Annotated in this window: 22 protein-coding genes, 2 tRNA genes and 1 pseudogene; 11 read left to right on the top strand and 14 right to left on the bottom strand. The window is 39.3% G+C overall.

Going from position 1 to position 21,559, the window contains the following annotated elements:
• Positions 1–155: 155 nt before the first annotated feature.
• Together aqpZ and ACLCEG_RS10720 are read right to left on the bottom strand one after the other, a co-directional pair.
• On the bottom strand, positions 156–845 hold the full coding sequence (aqpZ, locus tag ACLCEG_RS10725) for an aquaporin Z (protein ID WP_410567463.1): 690 nt from the start codon (positions 843–845) through the stop codon (positions 156–158).
• 132 nt (positions 846–977) lie between these two features.
• Positions 978–1,982 carry an AraC family transcriptional regulator gene (locus tag ACLCEG_RS10720; protein WP_191010584.1) on the bottom strand — a complete coding sequence of 335 codons (1,005 nt, stop codon included), beginning with the start codon at positions 1,980–1,982 and terminating at the stop codon, positions 978–980.
• 109 nt (positions 1,983–2,091) lie between these two features.
• On the opposite strand from ACLCEG_RS10720, the gene ACLCEG_RS10715 reads away from it, so the two are divergent.
• Positions 2,092–2,730, top strand: coding sequence for a hypothetical protein (locus ACLCEG_RS10715; RefSeq protein WP_410567461.1), 639 nt, complete (start codon positions 2,092–2,094; stop codon positions 2,728–2,730).
• Between the two features lie 41 nt (positions 2,731–2,771).
• Here the strand turns inward: ACLCEG_RS10715 and hisF are convergent, their stop codons facing one another.
• Positions 2,772–3,530: an imidazole glycerol phosphate synthase subunit HisF gene (gene hisF, locus ACLCEG_RS10710; RefSeq protein WP_017386435.1), complete on the bottom strand. Its 759-nt coding sequence runs from the start codon at positions 3,528–3,530 to the stop codon at positions 2,772–2,774.
• 112 nt (positions 3,531–3,642) lie between these two features.
• On the opposite strand from hisF, the gene ACLCEG_RS10705 reads away from it, so the two are divergent.
• The 4 genes from ACLCEG_RS10705 to ACLCEG_RS10690 are packed head-to-tail and all read left to right on the top strand — an operon-like array spanning position 3,643 to position 5,972.
• Entirely contained in the window at positions 3,643–4,593 is a 951-nt protein-coding gene (locus ACLCEG_RS10705) for a homoserine kinase (RefSeq protein WP_240287588.1), read from the top strand.
• 11 nt (positions 4,594–4,604) lie between these two features.
• Entirely contained in the window at positions 4,605–5,234 is a 630-nt protein-coding gene (locus tag ACLCEG_RS10700; RefSeq protein WP_410567459.1) for a DUF1294 domain-containing protein, read from the top strand.
• 36 nt (positions 5,235–5,270) lie between these two features.
• Entirely contained in the window at positions 5,271–5,663 is a 393-nt protein-coding gene (locus tag ACLCEG_RS10695; protein WP_019458458.1) for a DUF4870 family protein, read from the top strand.
• Between the two features lie 3 nt (positions 5,664–5,666).
• On the top strand, positions 5,667–5,972 hold the full coding sequence (locus ACLCEG_RS10690; RefSeq protein ID WP_077166023.1) for an antibiotic biosynthesis monooxygenase family protein: 306 nt from the start codon (positions 5,667–5,669) through the stop codon (positions 5,970–5,972).
• A 36-nt stretch (positions 5,973–6,008) separates the two neighbouring features.
• Here ACLCEG_RS10690 and ACLCEG_RS10685 read toward each other — a convergent pair whose 3' ends face one another.
• Complete coding sequence (locus tag ACLCEG_RS10685) at positions 6,009–6,911, bottom strand: DMT family transporter (RefSeq protein ID WP_025465220.1); 903 nt, start codon at positions 6,909–6,911, stop codon at positions 6,009–6,011.
• A gap of 98 nt (positions 6,912–7,009) precedes the next feature.
• On the opposite strand from ACLCEG_RS10685, the gene ACLCEG_RS10680 reads away from it, so the two are divergent.
• Together ACLCEG_RS10680 and ACLCEG_RS10675 are read left to right on the top strand one after the other, a co-directional pair.
• Positions 7,010–7,561 (top strand): helix-turn-helix domain-containing protein, encoded by a 552-nt coding sequence (locus ACLCEG_RS10680; protein ID WP_025465219.1) that lies wholly within the window; start codon positions 7,010–7,012, stop codon positions 7,559–7,561.
• A 182-nt stretch (positions 7,562–7,743) separates the two neighbouring features.
• Positions 7,744–9,435 carry an ATP-binding cassette domain-containing protein gene (locus ACLCEG_RS10675; RefSeq protein ID WP_410567457.1) on the top strand — a complete coding sequence of 564 codons (1,692 nt, stop codon included), beginning with the start codon at positions 7,744–7,746 and terminating at the stop codon, positions 9,433–9,435.
• A gap of 54 nt (positions 9,436–9,489) precedes the next feature.
• Here the strand turns inward: ACLCEG_RS10675 and hisA are convergent, their stop codons facing one another.
• The 5 genes from hisA to hisB all read right to left on the bottom strand — a co-directional run bounded on the left by hisA (position 9,490) and on the right by hisB (position 12,954).
• Complete coding sequence (hisA, locus tag ACLCEG_RS10670) at positions 9,490–10,221, bottom strand: 1-(5-phosphoribosyl)-5-[(5-phosphoribosylamino)methylideneamino]imidazole-4-carboxamide isomerase (RefSeq protein WP_002052186.1); 732 nt, start codon at positions 10,219–10,221, stop codon at positions 9,490–9,492.
• A 94-nt stretch (positions 10,222–10,315) separates the two neighbouring features.
• Positions 10,316–10,957 carry a 3'-5' exonuclease gene (locus ACLCEG_RS10665; protein ID WP_410567455.1) on the bottom strand — a complete coding sequence of 214 codons (642 nt, stop codon included), beginning with the start codon at positions 10,955–10,957 and terminating at the stop codon, positions 10,316–10,318.
• Between the two features lie 85 nt (positions 10,958–11,042).
• On the bottom strand, positions 11,043–11,591 hold the full coding sequence (locus ACLCEG_RS10660) for a DUF805 domain-containing protein (protein WP_410567453.1): 549 nt from the start codon (positions 11,589–11,591) through the stop codon (positions 11,043–11,045).
• 152 nt (positions 11,592–11,743) lie between these two features.
• On the bottom strand, positions 11,744–12,361 hold the full coding sequence (gene hisH / locus ACLCEG_RS10655) for an imidazole glycerol phosphate synthase subunit HisH (protein ID WP_410567451.1): 618 nt from the start codon (positions 12,359–12,361) through the stop codon (positions 11,744–11,746).
• Positions 12,361–12,954, bottom strand: a complete 594-nt coding sequence (gene hisB, locus ACLCEG_RS10650) for an imidazoleglycerol-phosphate dehydratase HisB (protein WP_002116767.1) — start codon at positions 12,952–12,954, stop codon at positions 12,361–12,363. Before hisB ends, hisH begins: the two co-directional genes overlap by 1 nt.
• 103 nt (positions 12,955–13,057) lie before the next feature.
• Here hisB and ACLCEG_RS10645 point away from each other — a divergent pair, with 103 nt between their 5' ends.
• The 3 genes from ACLCEG_RS10645 (at position 13,058) to ACLCEG_RS10635 (ending at position 13,824) form a co-directional block, all read left to right on the top strand.
• On the top strand, positions 13,058–13,441 hold the full coding sequence (locus ACLCEG_RS10645; RefSeq protein ID WP_019458451.1) for a GNAT family N-acetyltransferase: 384 nt from the start codon (positions 13,058–13,060) through the stop codon (positions 13,439–13,441).
• A 105-nt stretch (positions 13,442–13,546) separates the two neighbouring features.
• Positions 13,547–13,622, top strand: a tRNA-Phe gene (locus ACLCEG_RS10640).
• Positions 13,623–13,748: 126 nt separating this feature from the next.
• Positions 13,749–13,824 (top strand) — tRNA-Phe (locus tag ACLCEG_RS10635).
• 170 nt (positions 13,825–13,994) lie between these two features.
• On the opposite strand, the gene ACLCEG_RS10630 is transcribed toward ACLCEG_RS10635, so the two are convergent.
• The 5 genes and pseudogenes from ACLCEG_RS10630 to ompR form a co-directional block, all read right to left on the bottom strand.
• The gene (locus tag ACLCEG_RS10630) at positions 13,995–14,426 is read right to left on the bottom strand and encodes a GNAT family acetyltransferase (protein WP_039251061.1); all 432 of its coding nucleotides are present in this window, start codon (positions 14,424–14,426) and stop codon (positions 13,995–13,997) included.
• A 129-nt stretch (positions 14,427–14,555) separates the two neighbouring features.
• Positions 14,556–16,070, bottom strand: coding sequence for an acetyl-CoA hydrolase/transferase family protein (locus ACLCEG_RS10625; protein ID WP_410567449.1), 1,515 nt, complete (start codon positions 16,068–16,070; stop codon positions 14,556–14,558).
• A gap of 35 nt (positions 16,071–16,105) precedes the next feature.
• Positions 16,106–16,198, bottom strand: a pseudogene (locus tag ACLCEG_RS10620) (hypothetical protein); the annotation flags it as partial.
• Between the two features lie 62 nt (positions 16,199–16,260).
• A complete protein-coding gene (locus tag ACLCEG_RS10615; RefSeq protein WP_019458448.1) occupies positions 16,261–17,718 on the bottom strand; it encodes an ATP-binding protein in 1,458 nt (485 codons plus the stop codon).
• A gap of 17 nt (positions 17,719–17,735) precedes the next feature.
• Complete coding sequence (gene ompR, locus ACLCEG_RS10610; protein WP_000060753.1) at positions 17,736–18,500, bottom strand: two-component system response regulator OmpR; 765 nt, start codon at positions 18,498–18,500, stop codon at positions 17,736–17,738.
• Between the two features lie 659 nt (positions 18,501–19,159).
• Here ompR and ACLCEG_RS10605 point away from each other — a divergent pair.
• The gene (locus ACLCEG_RS10605) at positions 19,160–21,511 is read left to right on the top strand and encodes a Tex family protein (RefSeq protein WP_410567447.1); all 2,352 of its coding nucleotides are present in this window, start codon (positions 19,160–19,162) and stop codon (positions 21,509–21,511) included.
• Positions 21,512–21,559: the final 48 nt, after the last annotated feature.

The raw sequence follows: 21,559 nt of genomic DNA, 5'->3' as shown, positions 1-21,559 counted from the left end.
TCTTATCGAGTTTGTATAGACATTTCTTACTTTTGAAAGCCCAAAAGTAAACAAAAGGCTTTGTTGAACAGAGGGCACTTCCGTGTACCCCTGCTCAACAGGTGACATCCATGTCACCCACCGCGATAGCAGATTAAGGCTATAGATATAAAGAATTAATCTTTATCTCCAGCAACCACTTTATAAATAATCGCACCAATCACAGCACCTAAAATCGGCGCTACCCAGAACAACCACAATTGACTTAAAGCACCATTTTGAGCAAAGAATGCAACACCTGTACTACGTGCAGGGTTCACCGAAGTATTTGTCACTGGAATACTGATTAAGTGAATAAGTGTTAATGCAAGACCAATCGCAATAGGCGCAAAACCAGCAGGTACACGACCATGTGTTGATCCTAAAATAACAATTAAGAAGAAAGCAGTAAGGACCACTTCAATAATAAAAGCAGAACCTAAACCAAATTTATTTGGTGATAAATCACCAAAACCATTTGAAGCAAAGCCGCCTACACCAGTGAAGCCAGCTTGTCCTTGAGCAATAATATAAAGAACAAATGCAGCAGCAGTCGCGCCGACTACTTGTGCAACGATGTAAGGAATTAAATCTTTAATATCAAAACGACCGCCGACCCAAAGACCGACACTCACCGCGGGATTAAAATGTCCACCAGAAATATGCCCTAAAGCATAAGCACCAGTGAGTACGGTTAAACCAAAGGCAAGGGCTACACCTGCAAAGCCAATACCAAGTTCAGGGAAAGCTGCGGCTAATACAGCGCTACCACAACCACCAAAGACTAGCCAAAACGTACCTAAGAATTCAGCAAAATATTTATTCATTGTGATTACTCATCTATTGATCTATTTTTTAATTAGTGTGAAATATGTCACAAAAAATTAAGCATGTGACTATATGAAATTTTTGTTTTCAGTGTTGTTTTAATCAAGAAAAGATTTGTAAGTTTTGGTTGGTTATTCTTTGTCTAAAAAATGATCTCTCCATTGTTGTGGTGTTTGATTGGTCCAATGTTTAAAAGCTCTTTGAAAAGCACTTTGTTCTGAGTAGCAAAGCAAAAGGGCAATTTCTTGTAAACTTAAATGAGGGTCTTTTAAATATTCGGTTGCCAGCATAAAGCGAACTTGTTGTACACGCTCTTGAAAGGTGGTGTTTTGTTGTTGTAAATGGCGTTGGAGCTGCCGAACTGAAAGTCCTAACTGTGTTGCAATATATTCAATTTGATATTGACCCTTTTGTAAGCCAGTTAAAATTGAATGCTGTAAGCGCTGATCGAGTTGGGTTGAATTTGGTAATTGCTCTAACAAAGCTTGTGCTTGCTGAACCAATAGCTGCTGTAATGTATGGTCGGCGCTGCTAAGCGGCTTATGAATTTCTGTAATTGGAATGAGTAACTCAGTACGTGGCTGACTAAAACGAACGGGACATTGAAAGTACTGCTCGTACACCCTGATATTTTTAGGGGCAGTATTTAAGAAACGTACCTCATGTAAATGTACATCTTCATGAGACATAAAAAGACGTAAGAACTGAATGACCAGCGCAATCGCGATTTCATCGGTCAGCTGAGTGGGGTGTAGCTCAGTCGCTTCCCAACGAATAGAAGCATATTGTCCCTGTAGTTCAACAACTAATGGACTTCCGTCATAAATCAGACGATGAAAGTCATGATAACGAATTAAGGCTTCCCCTAAGTTATCGCAAGAGAGTGCAAGGTAGGCAATAATTCCTAAGTGTTTGGGTTGCACATATTTGGCAATTTCTAGGCCTAAACCGGGCTTCGGGTCTAGTTTATAAATCACTTCTAATAGGTCACGCCAAACCACATAGTCAAAACGTTCCAGATTTTGAATGTGTTCTAATTGTTCAGGAATCACTAACTCATTTGCTTCACAATAAGCTTTTAATAGATGTCCCAGCCCTCCATACACCGAGCCTGTATAATTTTTTAGTTGTGGCATCCGTGACCACCTCTTTCTTGTCGTGATTTGTCAATGAAACCATAAATTCTGGTCAATATCTAGCATAACGAATTTTATATGCTGAATAAAAAGAAAAAGGAGTTAGGTGATGTTAAAAGGGTTTATTGCAGGAATTGCAGTTGCAAATGCATTTGAATGGGTGGCACACAAATATATTTTGCATGGTGTGCACCGTGCTGGACAACCGCGCTATAGCCCAGTGCCAAGAAGCATGGAGTCACATTGGGCACACCATCGTGAAGTACGCAAACAACAATTTCATGATGATTGCTATGTTGAAGGCGTTGGCAACTGGCGAACTAAAAATGAGTTAATTTCTCTTGCGGTAGTGGCAACAGTCTCAAGTGCAATGTTTTACCCGTTTTCAAAAGGCATGGCACTCGCGGCTTGGTACAGTGCTGGTAATTATTATTATATTCATCGCCGTGCACATTTAGAGCCTGACTGGGCAAAGCGTAAAATTCCGTGGCACTACGACCACCACATGAACTCTAATCAAGACGCCAATTGGTGTGTGACTAAGCCTTGGTTTGATTATGTGATGGGAACACGTGTGGTGTCTTCGGCAGATTTAAAAGAACAAAATCCTTTGGGGATACGGTTACCTACAGTGCTTGCTAAGCCACTCTCTCAAGCTGTAGAAAAAATCTTCCCTGCAAAATGGGTCGAGAAAAAAGAAAAGCCTCAACTGGTTAACGACATAAATTCGGTTGACGGTGCTGCATAAAAAAATAAAGGGGCATATCGCCCCATTTATTATCAATGCGCTTACAAGCGCATTTCGATGCCTTGATCAGCTAAGTATTGTTTAGCTTCTGGAATCGTATATTGGCCAAAGTGGAAAATACTTGCTGCCAATACCGCATCGGCACCACCTTGTAAAATACCGTCTGCAAGGTGTTGTAAGTTACCTACACCGCCTGAGGCAATCGTTGGAATGGTCACGCGGTCATTAATGGCACGCATTAAGGCAATATCGTAACCTGCTTTAGTACCGTCGGCGTCCATACTGGTAATGAGTAACTCGCCCGCACCGTAGTCAGCCATTTTCACAGCCCATTCAATGGCATCAATACCCGTTGGTTTACGGCCACCGTGAGTAAAGATTTCCCATTTGTTGTCACCAGTTTTTTTGGCATCAATTGCAACCACAATACATTGCGCGCCAAAGTGCTGAGATGCTTCTTGAACAAATTCAGGGTTAAATACGGCAGCCGAGTTAATACTCACTTTGTCTGCACCTGCATTTAATAACGCACGAATATCTTCAACCTTACGTACACCACCACCGACAGTTAATGGCACAAATACAGTCTCGGCCATACGTTCAACAGTACGGTAAGTGGTATCGCGTCCATGATGTGTAGCGGTAATGTCTAAGAAAGTAATTTCGTCTGCACCTTGTTCGTTATAGCGACGTGCCACTTCAACAGGGTCGCCAGCATCACGAATATCGAGGAATTGAACGCCTTTAACTACGCGTCCGTTATCAACGTCTAGGCAAGGAATAATACGTTTAGCAAGCATAGCTTTTTCCAAAAATAATCGCCGTTGGTGAAAGTTCCTACACAGGCGCTACACCTTCATGGAGGGAAGAGGTATTCTATCAAACTTCACAGATGTTTTTTGCAGGTTTTCCATGTCGGTTTATACCCCGTTGAGTTTAGATGAAGTTCGCACCTTTGCTGCACCTTATGGATTAGAGGTGTTGGAGCTGAACCCAATTCAGGGAGGTATTCAAAACACCAATTATTTTTTGGTTGATGTAAACCGCAAACAGTATGTACTTACCGTGTTTGAAGAGTTAGATGCACAGGGGGCAGGTGAACTTATTCCTGTACTTGAACAATTGGGGACTCATGATGTACCCGTTGCTGTACCGTTAAAACATAGCGGGCAAGCGGTTCACGTGATTGCAGACAAGCCTGCACAGATTGCACCACGTCTCATGGGTCACCATCCCATGCAAACCACAGTAGCACAAGTTGCAGCAATTGCAGATGCACAGGCGAAACTTCATGTGGCTTTACAAGATTTTCCGCTTGAGCGTGAATATAGACGCGATCATCAATACTGGACAGGCGTTGCAGAGCAGCTTAAGCCAAATATGACTCAAGATGACCAAGCTTTACTTGAGCAGGTCTATCAAGCGTTTAATGCGAAAACAGCACAGTATTCAAACCGACCAACAGGTTTTATTCATTCAGATTTATTCCGCGACAATACATTGTTTGAAGGTGATCAATTACAAGGTATTTTAGATTTTTACGAGTTAAATCAAGATGAATTGCTGTTTGATATTGCGATTACCATCAATGATTTTTGTACCGAATATCCAGCAGCACATTTAAACTCAGACAAAGTGGCAGCTTACTTAGCGGCATACCAAAAAGTTCGTGTGCTTACTTCAGATGAACTTGAATGTTTAGATGTATTCTTAGCAATGGCAGCATGCCGTTTTTGGTCAATGCGTTTGCAAGTTGCTCAAAAAAATAAAGAAGAAGGACGTACTGGCGACGACATTTTGCAAAAAGACCCGCAAGAAATGCGAGCAATGATGCAAGACCGTTTAAGCCATGTAAAAGCATAAAAGGAATAGAGATGCGAGATCAGGGGCGTTTAGTCGAATGGTTCGACGAAAAAGGTTATGGCTTTATTCAGCCGGATGATGCTGAAAAAGAGCGAGTCTTTTTGCATATCAAAGATTTTGCACGCCCCGGACCTCGGCCAATTATTGGTTGTGCACTAGAGTATTTGGTCATTTTAGATGAGCGAGGTCGCTTCCGTGCCCAGCAAGTCACTTATTTAAAGGCATCACAAACGCGTAAAGCTTCAAAGTCAGCAAAAACAGAATCTTCATTTCAGGCAAAACCATGGTCTGCCATGCAAATGTGCATCGTATTTTATTTTGTTCTAATGGGCATTATGAGTTTTATCCATACTTTACCAGCCTATACTTTGTTGTTTGTTTTAATGATGAATGCTTTAAGTTATTGGCTATATTCACAAGATAAAGAAGCCGCACAACTAGGCAATCGCCGTATTCCTGAACAGACTTTACATATTGTGAGCTTTTTAGGTGGTTGGCCAGCTGCATGGTGGGCACAACAAAAACTGAGACATAAAACACAAAAACAACCATTTCGTAAGATTTATTTTTGTACCATATTCCTTCATTTACTTTTGATTTTGTGGCTAATTTCTCCTTTAAACGTTTTGCGGGGATCGTAAAAGTAAATTGTTTTATTAAACTTGAGAGGTATAAAAATGAATAGTTCTATCGACCAAGATCCAAATCGTACTTTAACACTTATTTTGTATGTACTTTATATTGTTGCCATTTTTACGGGCGGCTTACTTGCGATTATTGCTTTAATTATTAACTACGTAAAACGTTCCGATGTACAAGGTTCAATTTTTGCGAGTCACTTTACTTGGCAAATCAGAACATTTTGGTGGTATCTGGCTTGGAATATTATTGCCTTTCTGCCGTTTATTTTCTTGTTCTTTACAGGTGAAAATACCGATTTATTTGCAGGTGTTGCGATCTCATCGACCGTATTCTGTGTGGGCGTGATTACAGCGGCATGGATCTGGATTGTATATCGTGCAATTCGCGGTTTGATTGCATTAAACGACAATCGTCCGATGTATCAATAAATCATGATTATTGAACATGTGCATTTGAGTATAAAGCCTGGGCAAAGTGAAGCATTTCTTAAAGCATTCGAGCAGGCAAAACATATTGTTTATCCAATGGAGGGCTTCAATGCTGTCCAGCTCATTAGACATGCAACTGACCCACATCATTATATTCTAATGATCTCTTGGGATGAGATTGAGCATCATACAGAAGGGTTTAGAAAGTCTGAGGCTTATCAGGAATGGAAGAAATTGCTTCATCCATTTTATGATCCAATGCCGACGGTTGAGTACTACGAGCCCTGCATTTTATTAAAGAAAAAATAATAGATATAAAAAAAGAGAGCGTTAAGCTCTCTTTTTTTATTCTCGAATTCTTTTAGTTTTTTTAATGGGTAACTTAAGTTTTAACTCACTGACTAAAACACCTAACACCACTAAAGCACCGCCAAAAAGAGCAATAACTGGTAATCGCTCACCTGCGATTCGGCCAATAACTCCTGCCCAAACAGGCTCTCCTGCATAAATAATCGCAGCACGTGAAGGATCAACCATACGCTGAGCCCAATTCATCACAAATTGAATCAGTGCACTTGCTAAACCTAATGTAACAGCAAGGAGTACAAGTGGCCATGAAAATGCTGGAATCGTATGCTCACCCACCACAGGCATAACGGCAAACGAAAGTAGAGACGCGACAGCAAGTTGAATAATGGTCACACGGCGCAAATTTACCTTTCCAGCAAAGTAACTAATAAAAATAATTTCTAAAGCAATCGCAACTGAGCCAAGTACTGTTAAAAGCTGCCCAAAACTTAATGAAATTTGCTCAAAACCATTACCTGTTAATAAAACAAGACCAGCAAAGGCCAAAGCTGCTCCCACCCAAGTCATGACATGTGGCGTCTTTCTAAAGATGAGCCACATTAAAATAGGAACAAGTGGAACATAAAGCGCCGTTAAAAAAGCTGACTCACTACTCGGAATGGTTTGCAGGCCAATCGTTTGAGTTCCATAACCGCCTACAATCACTACACCAATTGCAGTACCAGCACCTAAGTCTTTTAACGTAACGCCTTTCATGCTCTTGAATGAAATAAGCAATAACGTTAGCGCTGCTACAGCAAATCGGCAGCCTACAAAAAACATAGGCGATGTAAAATTCAGTGCATATTGCACTGTAAGAAATGTTCCACCCCAAATCATAGTAATTAAAACGAGTGCTAACTGAGGGGCTTTGCTTGAACTCAAAGAAATTGGTGGCATACTCAAAATTAAAATAAATTGTGCAATATACTGCACATATTGCGCTATTCTTCAGTTTTGTGCAATATATTGCTCAAATTTTCTTTACTACCTATTCTATGAGCCAGTCGAGTACCGTTTTACAGCACGTAGGCACAAATATCCGTTCACTAAGAGATGAGCGTGGTTTAAGCCAACAGGAATTGGCAGATCAGGCAGGTGTAAGTAGACGTACCATTGCTGCTTTAGAAACAGGACAAGTCAATATCAGCTTGGCTAAACTCGACGCGATTGCGATAGTGTTGGGGGTAGACTTTAGAACAATTGTGAGCGCACCCGAGCATAAAGAACAAGCCTTGGTTAATGTACTTGCTTGGCAAGGTGAAAAAGAAGAAAGCAAAGCAACTTTACTGGCTTCAGTTCCGTCTCATAGCCAAGTTGAGCTTTGGACGTGGTCATTGGCAGTAGGAGAGTCTTATATTGCTGAAGCAGACCCAGAAGGGTGGCAAGAACTGATTTATGTATTAGAAGGTGAGCTAACGATACAATTTGCAGATAGCTCAAAAACTATAGCTGCTGGCTCTTCAATTATATATGCCAGTTCAGTGACTTACACTTATATTAATAGTGGTAATCAAGTGCTTAAATTTATTCGTAATGTGGTGTATTAACTTTAAAGTCTTTTCAAAATTATATGAAGTATTCGGTTTTATATCGTACATTTATCTTATTTAAAAAGTTGTAAGTTTAGTTTTAAACAAAAAACATGAAGAACAATAAATAAGACAAGTTATGATATTTCTTGTGTAATGAAATTATTTTTAAATCGTTTTAACAGAAAAAAGATAGAGAAATGAAGTTTTTATTAAGTTCGCAAGATATTCAGAACTATAAATTTATCTGGAATATTTCTAAAGAAAACTATAAGAAACAAAGAAGTAGTATGTTTCTTATGTTTTTATTAGTGGTATTTGCAGCATTTTTTACGACTTTATTGCCATACTTGCTAAAAATTATTATCGATTATTCTGCACACGAATATAACTTTTTACTCAATATTCAACTCCCATTTAATTTTTTATATCTACTTGTACTTGCCTACGCGACCGCATGGTTAGTCAATGAGTTATGCCATTGGACGCAAAATATTTTTGGGGCTTATTTGATGGTCGATTTCAAAGGATCATTAATTTCTGCAGGCTTAAAAAATTATTTAAATCTTAAAAAAGATGCACAAGATCAAATCGAGGCTGGAACAGTAATGAGTGATCTTGAAAGAGGAAGTACTGCTTTTGGTGAGATTAATTTAACGTTAACTTTTTATTTAGGACCAATTATTTTCCAATTGGTAATGATTTTTGCGGTTTTGTTTACGACCATTAGTTTACTTTTCAGTTTTAGCTTTTTATTGGTCGCTATTATTATTTTTATCGTTTCCTTTTATATAAATAAAAGAAGTAGTTCACTATTCGATGCTATGTATGAAAAAGACAATTTAGTGAATAGTCATTTAATACATCAAATATCTAACTCCTATGAAATTAAAGTAAAAAATGCAGTGCCGTTTCAGTTATCGAAATTTAATGACACTCTAAATTTATATATCACAACGGCAAAAGATAGAAATAAGAAAATAGGATTATTGATGATTTCTCAGTTGTTTATGATCTTTTTATTCTTACTTATTTTTATGTTATTTACTGTATTTCTTTCAACTGACAAGCAATTGACAGCTGGGGCTTTCGTATTGATAAGTACTTATATTATTCAACTCACCAATCCATTTTTGGCTGTTTCCCAAAGTTTGATGCGGTTAAATGGCAACTTTGTGGCTTTAGCAAAATACCGACAATATTTTAATCTCAAGAAAGAGCAATATACGTCGTCTACCATTAAACATTCCGAAGTCATATTTCAATTTATAAATGCCAAATTTTCGTTAGGAAAAAGAGCAGTAGACCATTTTAATTTAACAATTTTGGCTAATAAAACGTATGTCGTGATTGGTCAAACAGGGCTAGGTAAAACTTCTCTGATGAATTATTTAATGGGAGTATATCAGATTCAGTCAGGGCAGCTTTTTTATAAAAATGTCGATATCAGTCATAACTTTTCTAAGCATATTTTTGATGAAGTGGTCTATGTTGCCCAGCAAACTGTTATTTTCCCTTATTCTTTAAGAGAAAATCTGGTTTATAACTCTCAGTATATATATGAAGATTCTTACTTAATTCAGATGCTTGAGCAGTTTAAACTATCGCATATTTTGAAAAAGCATCAGTTAACGCTCGATGATGATCTCACTGAAATTTATAAGAATTTTTCAGGGGGAGAAAAGCAAAGAATTTGTATCCTTCGGGGTCTTTTAGCACGCCCACAACTCATCATATTAGATGAACCGACCGCAGCTTTAGATGTAGATACTGCAAAAGATATACTTGCATATATTCAGCAAGTTGTTCCGTCCGTGATTATGATTACGCATTCACCCTATGCAATGGAACTGGCAGATGAGGTGATCGATTTAGAAAAACTATTAAATTAGAAATGATTAAAATAAAAAAGAGCCTAAACAGGCTCTTTTTTTACATCTTAAAAATTAAAGGCGGTTTTCATCTAACAGAAGCTGAGCTTCACGAAGGTTTAGAGTGCCTTCATAAATTGCACGACCTGTGATTGCACCTAAAATGCCTGGTTTGCCTTTTAAGTTACGAACGTCATCAAGGTTCGTTACCCCACCTGAAGCAATCACTGGTAAGCCAGAGTATTGAGCCAAGTTGACAGTTTGCTCAACGTTTACACCTTGCATCATGCCATCACGTGCAATGTCTGTATAAACAATGCTAGACACACCAGCATCTGCAAAGCGTTTTGCTAAGTCAGTTGCTTTTACGTCAGTAACATTAGCCCAACCGTCAGTTGCAACCATACCATTCATGGCATCAATACCAACAATGATGTGGCCAGCAAAGCGCTTACAAGCTTCTTCTACAAATTCTGGCTCTTGAACTGCTTTAGTCCCGATAATGACAAAAGTCACGCCAGCTTCTAAGTAGTGTTCAATCGTTTCTAATGAACGAATACCACCACCAATTTGAATTGGTAATTCTGGCTGAGCTTTAGCAATCGCTTCAACAACAGGTTTATGGATAGGCGTACCTGCGAAAGCACCATTCAAATCGACCAAATGCAAACGACGTGCGCCTTCATTTACCCAATGCTGGGCAGTTGCAACCGGATCGTCAGAGAAAACGGTATCGTCTTCCATACGCCCTTGTTTTAAACGCACACATTTACCATCTTTCAGGTCAATTGCTGGAATGATTAGCATGCTTTCGCTCCTTGCTTCATCATGTTTATGAAATTGTGCACATCTTAGCAAAGTATTGATCAATCGCTAAGCCTTAGAAAAGACTTTTATAACTTTACGCGTGAAGTGCGGTTTGAATCGTTTGTGAAATGTGAGCCGGTACTAAGTTTTGTTTACGAAGTTCTAAAAATACCAGTAGAGCTGCATAAGCATCAGCGGCTGCATAACTGATTTGCTGTAGTGTAAGTGGTTTTTGCGCCCAATTTGATGTTCCGACTTTCTTTGACTTTGAAAGATACTGTCCAAACAACAGTGCTACGGCTTTTTGTACACCCATTTGCTGAGTAAAACCAAAGTGACTAAAACCTTTAGCAAGGTCAACGCAGCTTTCAAGCTCTATGCCTTTTTTATGAAAAATGTGCTTATCATTTTTAAGACCAAAGCCGACTTTAAGTTGTTTTTGGTTCGATAAAATAGGCTGCAAAAATTTTAAAGTCGATGAATTGACATGAAATAAATAGGCTTTATGTTCAGTGGCAAGTTGAATTAAGTGTGGACCTGTCGAGACTTCGCCCACCCGAAATGTCGGTTTAGATTCGGAATCAAATCCTAAAAAGATCGCTGCTTTTAATTCTTCTTCAATAGTTTTGCATTGCTCAATATTTTCAATCACCACAATATTTTGGTGGTTAAGATTTTTAAAAGGTGGGAGCTGTTGAATAGAGGCTTTGTCGAGGAGGGGAAGGGCTTCGGACATATTTCACAGCGTACAAATAAATTGAGCTATTCCCTTTATATATGAATAAAGCCTAGAGAACTAGGCTTTACGAAACTTTAAAAAATTATTGAGACTGAGATGGTGTACCAATTTCAATACTTTCGCTTCTTTCGATATAACTTTGATAACTCGGAACCATCATTGCAACAATAACTCCGAAAACAAATGCGAGTGGAATAATGACAATATAGATCCAACCTAAAACACGTTCCCAGCTTGGTGTTGGACGCTTTGGTCCATAATCATTAGGGCCTTCAGTTCCTTTTGCACAGAATAAATAAATGGCAAGGCCAATGTTCACGACTGGTACGAGCATGAGTAAAGATAACCATCCGGTATTATTACGGTCATGCAAACGTCGAATAGTAAATACGAAGCTAATATAAATACCAACGATATAGAGAATGGCAATAGCGATGATGCCCGACGCTGTAAAACCTGGGGTGCCCTCATTTTGTGTAAGACCGAAAGTAAAAGCAATAAGCAGAAAGGCAATAACGAGGACGAGTGTAAATAAGAATGTCCAAGCAGCGTAAGAGAGTCGTCCAAAACGACCATTTGCCTTAAAGGGTGAATCCTGCTGAAGTGATTGATTTTCAAAAGGTGAATTCATTTTGTTTATCCTGTTCATTTGGTTTTATTTAAAAGTATAAATATTCAATATTCTGTTGAATAAAATATCATTCTATAAATGATTGGTAGTTATTATAAATAAAAAAAAAGATCAGGCCATCTAGACCTGATCTGTTTAAAGCTTTCGTGAAATTAAATATTCCATTCCACAAAGTTTTTAAGTAACTGCAAACCAGTAGTATGGCTTTTCTCTGGATGGAATTGAGTCGCAAATAAATTATCTTTGTGAATTGCTGTGCAGAAGTTCACGCCATATTCGCATGTTGCAGCCACAAGCTTTTCATCTTTCGGTTCAACATAGTAGCTGTGTACAAAGTAGAAACGAGCATCTTGTTCAATGTTGTTCCACATTGGATGGCTTGGATCCATTTGGTGAACTTGGTTCCAGCCCATGTGTGGGACTTTCAAACCTTCCATTTGAGGGAAGTGCTTTACTACACCGTCAAAAATACCTAATGCGTCTACACCGCCATTTTCTTCAGAACTTTGCAGTAATGCTTGCATGCCTACACAAATCGCAAGAACTGGCTTATTAAAAGCAGCATTGCGTACGACTTCATCAATACCTGCTTCGCGCATGCCTTGCATACAGTCACGCATTGCCCCCACACCTGGGAAAACAATTTTGTCGGCTTGTGCAATTAATTTTGGGTCATTAGTTACATCGACTGTAGCGCCCACATGCTCAAGTGCTTTAGCTGCTGAGTGTAGATTGCCCATGCCATAATCAAGTAAGGCGATACGTGTCATTAGAGGCTACCTTTTGTCGATGCAATCGTGTTTTCTGCACGTGGATCAACTTCACATGCCATACGTAAAGCACGCGCTAGTGCTTTAAATACACTCTCGATTTGATGATGGCTGTTTTTACCTTTCAAATTATCGATATGTAAGGTCATAAGCGCATGGTTTACGAAACCTTGGAAAAACTCGGAAAATAAATCCACATCAAAAGTACCAATACGTGCGCGAGTAAATGGAATATCCATAAATAAACCCGGACGACCAGATAAATCTACCACTACGCGAGATAAAGCTTCGTCTAATGGTGCATAAAAGTGACCATAGCGTTTTAAACCTTTTTTATCACCTAAAGCTTGTGCAAAAGCTTGTCCAAGTGTGATACCGCAGTCTTCTACGGTATGATGATCATCAATCTCAAGGTCTCCATCACAATGAATATCGATATCAAATAAGCCATGTCGCTTGATTTGATCAATCATATGGTCTAAAAATGGAACTCCGGTGTTTAGTGTGCCTTGACCAGTACCATCGAGATTTAAACGAACTCGAATTTTGGTTTCATTGGTATTTCTAACCACTTCACTGATACGTTGCGTCATGGACACGTTCCTCAAAAAAACGTCAAAAATGATTGGATGTTAACGACAATTTCGCTGTGACGAATTCGTGACAGCATCATAGTTTGCTCAGGAGGGTTAATCAATGCCTATTACCGTACATGCTTATAGTTCTCTAGATAATTCAGAGATTCGTGATCAGCTTGAGCGTTTGTATGATACAAGTCCGGAGTTTGGTGACGGGCACGATGCGATTGAACAACTTGAACAAGATTTACAGCAGTATACCACGCTATACACTGCGGAATTTAACACCAAAATTATAGGTGCAATTTGGTCTTCAGGACAAGGTGAAAGCAAGGTTCTTGAATATATTGTTGTGCATCCTGCTAACCGTGGTCGTGGTGTCGCTGAGCGCTTAGTTGAAGAAGCTTGCCGTATAGAAGAATCAAATGGCGTTAAAATTTTTGAACCGGGATGTGGGGCTATCCATCGTTGTTTAGCACATATTGGTAAACTACATACCTAAAAGCCTATTTTTACTGTAACTGTGATTTAAAAATAATCACTTGTTACAAAAAATGCGGAAGTTACTTGACGTTAACTAATAAACATTGTTTAATACGCCCACTTCGGCGTGATAGCTCAGTAGGTAGAGCAACGGATTGAAAATCCGTGTGTCCCCAGTTCGATCCTGGGTCTCGCCACCATTATTTGTGTTTTCAATCCCTGATCCCATCAGGGATTTTTTTTAAGTATAAAAAATATCCATTTAAATCAGAAACTCAGGATAATTGTTGACTATTGTTCTGAGATACGGCTTAATACAGGCCATCGGCGTGATAGCTCAGTAGGTAGAGCAACGGATTGAAAATCCGTGTGTCCCCAGTTCGATCCTGGGTCTCGCCACCATATTCGAAAAAGCCCCATACTTTAAAGTATGGGGCTTTTTTCATGTCTGCTGATTTAATAAAAAATATGAAATCTTGGCTGTGTATAAATCTCATTTTATCCACAAGCAAATAGGGTTATCCCCAATATTACCTTCACTTTCTAAAAATGGCTCAACTGAAAACTTGTATCTACTCGTGAGGACTATCATTAATGAGTCGTTTGCCTAAGCACACGGCTTCTACTTCGTCGTAACCGAGCTGTTCGTAAAAGTTCAATACATTCAAATTATCTTTACGCACCAATAATTGAAGTTTTGGGCAACCACGAGCGATGAGGCGCTTCTCAAGTTGCTGTACAAGCGCTGTAGCGATGCCTAAGCGTTGTTGGTGGGGGTGAACAGCTAAATAATTAATCCAGCCTCTATGGCCGTCGTAACCGCCCATGAGCGTGCCAATGAGTTGCTCATCCTTAATAGCAACTAAAAATAAATCATCTTGTTGTGAAACTTTTCTGAAAATATCTGTTTCAGGACTATTCCAAGGGCGGGTGAGACCGCAGCTTTCCCATAAATTAACGACATCATCCAGATCTGCATTTGTAAATTGGCGAATAATGAACATGCGGATTTCTACTTTTTGTTTTGATGTGCTGAAAAGATAAAATAAAAATATGAGTTTGAGCAGTGTTTATTAATAATTTAAACAAATAAAAAAGCACCCCCGAAGGAGTGCTTGAATTAAACCAGTGATTTAAGCTGATTTTGCAACTGGTGCTGCTTGAAGCATTTGACCTGTCTCTTCAAAGTTTGCATGCCAAGACAATGCTTCACGAAGTAAGTGAGGAGTATGTCCACCTTTGGCACATGCACGGTCAAAGTAGTCATTTAATGCATCACGATAAAGTGGGTGTACACAGTTGTTGATAATAGCGCGAGCGCGTTCACGAGGTGCTAAGCCACGTAAGTCTGCTAGACCTTGCTCTGTCACTAAAATATCAACGTCGTGTTCGCTGTGGTCAACGTGGCTCACCATTGGCACGATAGAGGAAATATCGCCGCCTTTAGCAATTGATTTAGTCACAAAGATCGCTAAGTGTGCGTTACGCGCGAAGTCACCTGAACCACCGATACCATTCATCATTTTTGTACCACATACGTGAGTTGAGTTCACGTTACCGTAAATATCAAACTCAAGCGCAGTGTTAATGCCAATAATCCCTAAACGACGAACTAATTCAGGATGGTTAGAAATTTCTTGCGGACGAAGCACTAATTTGTCTTTGTAAGCTTCGATATTGCCAAAAACTTTTTCGCCACATTTCGCTGAAAGGGTAATTGAGCTACCAGAAGCAAATTTCATTTTGCCTGCATCAATGAGTTCAAAAGTACAGTCTTGTAGTACTTCTGAGTACATGATGAGGTCTTCAAAATCAGAATCTTTTAAACCTGTTAATACAGCATTGGCAATAGAACCAATTCCTGCTTGTAATGGACCAAGGTTTTTCGGTAAACGACCTTCTGCAACTTCTTTGTTAAAGAAAGCAATTAAGTGGTTTGCAATACCTTGAGTCTCATCATCTGGAGGAGTAACTGTTGATGGTGAGTCATGCGTATCGTTAAATACAATACCTACAATTTTTGTAGGATCGATTTGAATTGCTGTTGTACCAATACGCTCATCCACTTTTGTTAATGGAATTGGCGTACGTGTTGGACGGTAAGTCGGAATGTAGATGTCGTGCAAACCTTCAAAGCTTTCGCTTAAAGAGGTATTGATTTCAACAATAACTTTTTCGGCAAAAATAGCAAAACTTGCTGAGTTACCTACAGAGGTAGTCGGGATAATGCCACCATCTTCAGTAATTGCAATTGCTTCAATTACTGCAACGTCTGGACGTTTCAATTGCTGGTTGCGCATTTGCTCAACAGTTTCTGATAAGTGTTGATCAATGAACATGACTTCGCCGTTGTTAATTGCGCGGCGTAAAGTGTTGTCTACCTGAAAAGGCATGCGACGAGATAAAACACCTGCTTCCGTGAGTTGTTTGTCTAAGTCATTACCTAAGCTAGCACCCGTAATTAACGTGATTTTTAACGGATTTTTCTTTGCATGCTCTACAAGTGCCTGTGGAACAGCTTTAGCTTCACCGGCACGAGTAAAACCACTCATACCAACGGTCATTCCATTTTCGATGAATTGCGCAGCTTGTTCAGCACTGATGACCTTGTCATGAAGAGAAGCTAGGCGAATACGACTTAAAGACATTGGACATCCTCAATATTGTCAAAACATACGGGATTTTAGCTATGAAAAAATGAAAAGTGCATAGGTGTTAGGCTAAGGTCTAATTTTTTAAATAAATGTGGGTATAATTTATTTTTATGATTTATATTTTATTGATTTTAAATATTTTTTAAAAATTTAAAATAGCACTTTAAATAATCATTCGATCAAATTAAAAGCGTTCACTTAAAGTTTGTTTAATTTTTTCTAACGGATTTGTCGTGGTATTTTCTTCAGCCGCTGGTTTTGGGATAGGTAACGAAATAATAACTTCTAAGCCACCTTGTTCACGGTTGTGAATTTGGATCTCACCTTGGTGAATATCGACAATACGTTTAACAATTGCAAGACCTAAACCGCTACCCTGAATTGTTCTAGCAGCGTTACCTCTAACGAAAGGTTGCATTAATTCTTCAATTTGGTCTTCGGGAATGCCTTCACCATTGTCGGCAACCGTAATCAAAATATGTTCATTTTCAACTTTTGCACTGAGTTCGATTGGTTCTGCACCATAACGCTTTGCGTTGTTAATTAGGTTGGCAATGAGACGTTTTAATGAGAGGCTACGTGCAGGAATAATCGGTACATCTTGCATTTCGAAACGAATATCAAGCGGTTTAAACTGAACAATTAATTCCTGCAATAACATATTGATATTGGTGTCTTTTAATTCTTCATCCGAACCGTCGCGCATATACGAGATGAACTGATTTAAAATCGCATCCATATCATCTACGTCATACACCAAGCCTTCACGAAAAAACTCATCAGGCAACATTTCTGCCGTTAAACGAATACGTGTAAGGGGCGTGCGCAAATCATGTGAAATACCAGCCAACATAATCCGTCTTTCACGCTCGGTTTGATCAAGGGTATATACCATGCGATTAAAGGCTTGGTTTACTTGGCGAATTTCTAGTGGACCATGATTGGTATCTAGGTAAGGCGCTGTTCCTGACTTACTATATTCATTAGCAGCATTTTGTAAACGACGCAAAGGGCGGTTCATTTGTCGAACCAAAATCAAAATAATGATGGCTGAGGCTAAAGGAACACCCACAACCCAACCAATTAATAGTTCAGGGCTATAGTTTGCATATGTTTTTAGAGGCTCACGGACCCAATTACCATGCATTTCAGGAGTTTGAATCCAAATACGAGGGCTTGGTTTAAATTGGAAGTAAACCGTAACGTCCTTAGTGCCAATCTCATTGGCTAGTTTCTGCTCAACGTGATTAGTAAAAAACTCGGCAATAACTTTATCGCGGACACTAGGATATTCTTTAGGATCGGTTATGTATTCAATACCAACCCGATTACGTAACCAGGTATCGATATCAACTTCGTTATTACCATGTAAAATACGAATATTAGGATTATTGACCAGTTCTAGTTCAACAGCCAGATAACGGGCATGTTGTTGAATTTCTGGTAAATAGAGAGTGCGCCAAAAAAACCACAATGACATAAACAGGCTAAAGAACACCACCAGCAGTACCAAAATAGTGGTACGCATGGCAGCAGAACGTGGTTTAATCTTGTCGAGGAAACGTTCCCACCTCGTCCGTTTACGCTCTGAGTACGTAACGTAATCGGTAAAGTTTTGTGGTGGAATTGGCTCTAAAGTCACTCTATTTTATCTCAAACTTATTCAGCACCGTCTGGAACAAACACATAACCTACGCCCCACACAGTTTGGATGTAGCGTGCACGTGCTGGATTATCTTCAATCAGACGACGTAGACGAGATACCTGAACATCAATAGAACGTTCCATTGCACCCCATTCACGACCACGAGCCAAGTTCATGAGTTTGTCACGTGTTAATGGTTCGCGTGGATGCTGTACCAAAGCCTTCAATACCGCAAACTCACCTGTAGTCAATGTAACGATTTGACCTTCACGAGTAAGCGTACGTGTAGATAGATCTAAAGACCATGGGCCGAAACTAACTACTTCAACTTGTTGGCTTGGAGCACCTGGAACTTCACGAACTTGACGACGTAATACTGCGCGAATACGTGCTAGAAGCTCATTAGGGTTAAATGGTTTTGGTAAATAGTCATCTGCACCAGCTTCTAGACCAGCAATACGATCAGAGTCACTACCACGAGCAGTTAACATGATAATAGGAGTATCAATGTTTGACTGACGTAAGCGTCGGCAAATACTTAAACCATCTTCAACGGGTAACATGAAATCGAGAACGATAAGAGAAAATAACTCACGTTGTAATAAACGATCCATTTGCGAAGCGTCATGGGCAGTTTTTACAACAAAGCCTTTATCTTCTAAAAAGCGTTGCAAGAGGGTACGTAAACGCACATCGTCATCGACTACTAAAATGCGCTCGACACGATCCGTTTCGTTATGTACGGTTTCAGGATGTTCAGCAGGTACAACTAAACTCATGATGTACTCCCTTTTAAAGTCATAATTTATATATTATTGGGGCGCTCAGGCTTATTGCCAGCAAGCCCTCAGTATAATGCCGATGTTCTTGTTAAGACTATGTATCAATTTGCTCAAAATTACAATTTTCGTAGGTGCTTGAAACCAAAAAACAACATCTTATGCCCATAATTTAGCAAAGCCCGCGATAAAAAACCAAATATTCAAGCATTCGCTAGATTTTTATCGATTAAATTTTAATAAATATTTGTTTCAAATAAATTATTTAAAAAAATTATCTTCATTCATTCTTTAGTTTTTACAAGTATTGTTAGATGTTTTATTGATGAGAGGCTCAAAATTTATATATAAAAAGAAGAAAAATGAAGTTTTTATACCTTCTAGCCATGTATCAATATGTTCATTTTCTCGTAATTTGTATTAAAAAATTTAATTGGATGCTAGAAGAGTTGCTACAACTCATATTTTTAAATAAAGTTCGACTTGAAAAGTAGAATGACAAATAGATCAAGTTTTAAAAGAGTTTTTTTAAGATAAGAATGTGAAAAATTCATAGTCAATACAAAAAAACGTTTTGAATACGCAAACAAGTGTGGATTTTATGGGCTTGGTCTTTATAATCATTGCTTTTAAACTTTATCCTTGTGGGATCAAACACGATGACTGACTTAGTTCAGCAGTTGGCAAGTGAGCTTGCCGTACGTCCAAACCAAGTAGAAGCTGCCATCCGCTTAATTGACGAAGGTGCCAGTGTTCCATTTATTGCCCGTTACCGTAAAGAAGTAACACAAGGTTTAGATGATACGCAGTTACGCCAATTAGATACTCGTTTAGCGTATTTACGTGATTTATATGAGCGCCGTGAAAAGGTCATTCAGTCATTGCAAGAACAGAATAAATTGAATGATGACTTATTGGCGCGGGTGAATGCAGCCGAAACAAAAAATGCTTTAGAAGAAATTTATGCACCGTACCGTCCTAAGCGTACGAGTAAGTCTTTCAAGGCGAAAGAAGCGGGTCTAGGACCAATCGCTGAAAAAATTATTGCAGAACAAATCGACCCGACAGAAGCATTAGCTGGTTTTAGTCATGAAGAATATCCAGATGTTGAAAGTCAGTTAGATGCAATTCAGCATATTTTGATTGATGACTGGGCACAAAACATTGCGCTGACTACAGAATTAAAAGCAACTTTTGCAAAAACAGCAGTATTAAAAAGTACAGTTGCTTCTGAAGAAAAGAAAGAAGTCGGTAAAAAGTTCCGCGATTACTTTGAATTCTCTGAAGGCTTAAACAAACTACCTTCTCATCGTTTATTGGCAATGTTACGTGGCCGTCAAGAAAACGTACTTGGTTTAAAAGTAGATGGTGAAGATGATGCACCTTTGGCACGTATTGAAACTGAATACAACCTTGATCAAGTTCAGCCACAAACTCGCCAAGATTTCTTAAAGCAAACTGCAAAATTATTCTGGTTAGGTAAAGTTCGTCCTCAAATCGAGCATTCATTGCTAACAGAAAAACGTCTTGCTGCTGAAGCAGAAGCAATGCAGGTATTTGCTGAAAACCTTCGTCATTTATTGTTATCTGCCCCAGCAGGTAGCCGTACAACTTTGGGCGTTGACCCTGGTATCCGTACAGGTGTGAAACTGGCTGTCGTAAGTGATGCAGGTGATGTACTTGCTCATAGCACGATTTACCCATTTGCACCTAAAGAAGATAAAGAAGGTTCAATTGCTGAATTGGCTCGTTTGTGTCGTGAATATAACGTAGAGCTTATTGCGATTGGTAACGGTACTGCGAGCCGTGAAACAGAAGCTGTAGTTGCTGAAATGATGGCTGCAAATACAGACCTTAAATTAACACGTGTGACTGTAAGCGAAGCAGGTGCATCTGTTTACTCTGCAAGTGAACTGGCTTCGGCAGAACTTCCAGAGCTTGATGTTTCAATTCGTGGAGCAGTTTCTATTGCTCGCCGTTTACAAGACCCACTTGCTGAGCTTGTGAAGATCGACCCGAAATCGATTGGTGTAGGTCAATATCAACACGATGTAAATCAAACTGGTTTGGCAAAAACACTTGATGCGGTAGTTGAAGACTGTGTGAATGCTGTTGGTGTTGATGTAAATACTGCTTCACCAGCAATCCTGGCTTACATTGCAGGTTTAAACAAAGCAATTGCTCAGCAAATCGTTGAATACCGTAAAGAACATGGTCGTTTTGATAACCGTCAAGCGTTGAAAAGCGTACCTCGTTTAGGCGAGCGTACTTTTGAACAAGCAGCTGGCTTCTTACGTATCCAAAATGGCTCTGAACCTTTAGATGCTTCTGCTGTTCACCCTGAAAGTTATGGTCTTGTTGAGAAAATTGTTGCGGCGAAAGCGACGACAGTTAAAGACATTATTGGTAATACCGAAATCATTCGCCAAGTAAAAGCTGATGAATTTGTTGATGACAAATTTGGTTTGCCAACAGTTCAAGACGTATTAGCTGAACTTGAAAAACCAGGCCGTGACCCGCGTCCAGAGTTCCGTACTGCTAAATTCCGCGAAGATATCACTGAAGTGGGTCAATTGACTGAAGGCATGCAGCTTGAGGGTGTAATTACCAATGTCACAAACTTTGGTGCCTTTGTTGATATTGGTGTACATCAAGACGGTTTAGTTCATATCTCTGAATTAGCAAATGAGTTTGTTTCTGATCCGCATAAAGTAGTTAAACCAGGTCAGATTGTACAAGTACGTGTGATGCAAGTTGATGCTGAGCGTAACCGTGTGAACTTGAGTATGCGTGCAGAAGGCGCAGCTCCTGTTAAGGCACAGCGTCCACCGCGTCGTGAGCAAAATAACGATCAGCGTTCTGAGCGTAAGCCGCAAGCTAAGCGCCCTCAACAGCCGCGTAAAGATCAGGTTGAGCGTCCACAACGTAGCAAGCAAGAAAAACCACAAGAGCAAAAAATTGGTGGTTTTGGTGCATTGTTACTACAAGCAGGAATTAAAGGTTCTAAATAAACTGCTAAATTAAAAATTTGATTAAAGAAGCCTATCTCGATAGGCTTC

Origin of the sequence: Acinetobacter sp. H1(2024), assembly GCF_046557555.1 — a bacterium.
Classification (GTDB): Bacteria; Pseudomonadota; Gammaproteobacteria; order Pseudomonadales; family Moraxellaceae; genus Acinetobacter; species Acinetobacter seifertii.
The sequence above is the reverse complement of the archived record's forward strand: the minus strand, read 5'-3'. Positions and strand labels throughout refer to the sequence as shown.

Bases quoted from the DNA above. Each gene is read 5' to 3' on its own strand.
- ACLCEG_RS10685 (WP_025465220.1), bottom strand. From the start codon at position 6,911: ATGCCACCAATTTCTTTGAGTTCAAGCAAAGCCCCTCAGTTAGCACTC.
- hisB (WP_002116767.1), bottom strand. From the start codon at position 12,954: ATGACGCAACGTATCAGTGAAGTGGTTAGAAATACCAATGAAACCAAA.
- hisH (WP_410567451.1), bottom strand. From the start codon at position 12,361: ATGACACGTATCGCCTTACTTGATTATGGCATGGGCAATCTACACTCA.
- ACLCEG_RS10720 (WP_191010584.1), bottom strand. From the start codon at position 1,982: ATGCCACAACTAAAAAATTATACAGGCTCGGTGTATGGAGGGCTGGGA.
- ACLCEG_RS10645 (WP_019458451.1), top strand. From the start codon at position 13,058: ATGCCTATTACCGTACATGCTTATAGTTCTCTAGATAATTCAGAGATT.
- ACLCEG_RS10700 (WP_410567459.1), top strand. From the start codon at position 4,605: ATGCGAGATCAGGGGCGTTTAGTCGAATGGTTCGACGAAAAAGGTTAT.
- ACLCEG_RS10675 (WP_410567457.1), top strand. From the start codon at position 7,744: ATGAAGTTTTTATTAAGTTCGCAAGATATTCAGAACTATAAATTTATC.
- hisF (WP_017386435.1), bottom strand. From the start codon at position 3,530: ATGCTTGCTAAACGTATTATTCCTTGCCTAGACGTTGATAACGGACGC.
- ACLCEG_RS10665 (WP_410567455.1), bottom strand. From the start codon at position 10,957: ATGTCCGAAGCCCTTCCCCTCCTCGACAAAGCCTCTATTCAACAGCTC.
- ACLCEG_RS10705 (WP_240287588.1), top strand. From the start codon at position 3,643: ATGTCGGTTTATACCCCGTTGAGTTTAGATGAAGTTCGCACCTTTGCT.
- aqpZ (WP_410567463.1), bottom strand. From the start codon at position 845: ATGAATAAATATTTTGCTGAATTCTTAGGTACGTTTTGGCTAGTCTTT.
- ACLCEG_RS10605 (WP_410567447.1), top strand. From the start codon at position 19,160: ATGACTGACTTAGTTCAGCAGTTGGCAAGTGAGCTTGCCGTACGTCCA.
- hisA (WP_002052186.1), bottom strand. From the start codon at position 10,221: ATGCTAATCATTCCAGCAATTGACCTGAAAGATGGTAAATGTGTGCGT.
- ACLCEG_RS10695 (WP_019458458.1), top strand. From the start codon at position 5,271: ATGAATAGTTCTATCGACCAAGATCCAAATCGTACTTTAACACTTATT.
- ACLCEG_RS10690 (WP_077166023.1), top strand. From the start codon at position 5,667: ATGATTATTGAACATGTGCATTTGAGTATAAAGCCTGGGCAAAGTGAA.
- ACLCEG_RS10715 (WP_410567461.1), top strand. From the start codon at position 2,092: ATGTTAAAAGGGTTTATTGCAGGAATTGCAGTTGCAAATGCATTTGAA.
- ompR (WP_000060753.1), bottom strand. From the start codon at position 18,500: ATGAGTTTAGTTGTACCTGCTGAACATCCTGAAACCGTACATAACGAA.
- ACLCEG_RS10630 (WP_039251061.1), bottom strand. From the start codon at position 14,426: ATGTTCATTATTCGCCAATTTACAAATGCAGATCTGGATGATGTCGTT.
- ACLCEG_RS10680 (WP_025465219.1), top strand. From the start codon at position 7,010: ATGAGCCAGTCGAGTACCGTTTTACAGCACGTAGGCACAAATATCCGT.
- ACLCEG_RS10625 (WP_410567449.1), bottom strand. From the start codon at position 16,070: ATGTCTTTAAGTCGTATTCGCCTAGCTTCTCTTCATGACAAGGTCATC.
- ACLCEG_RS10660 (WP_410567453.1), bottom strand. From the start codon at position 11,591: ATGAATTCACCTTTTGAAAATCAATCACTTCAGCAGGATTCACCCTTT.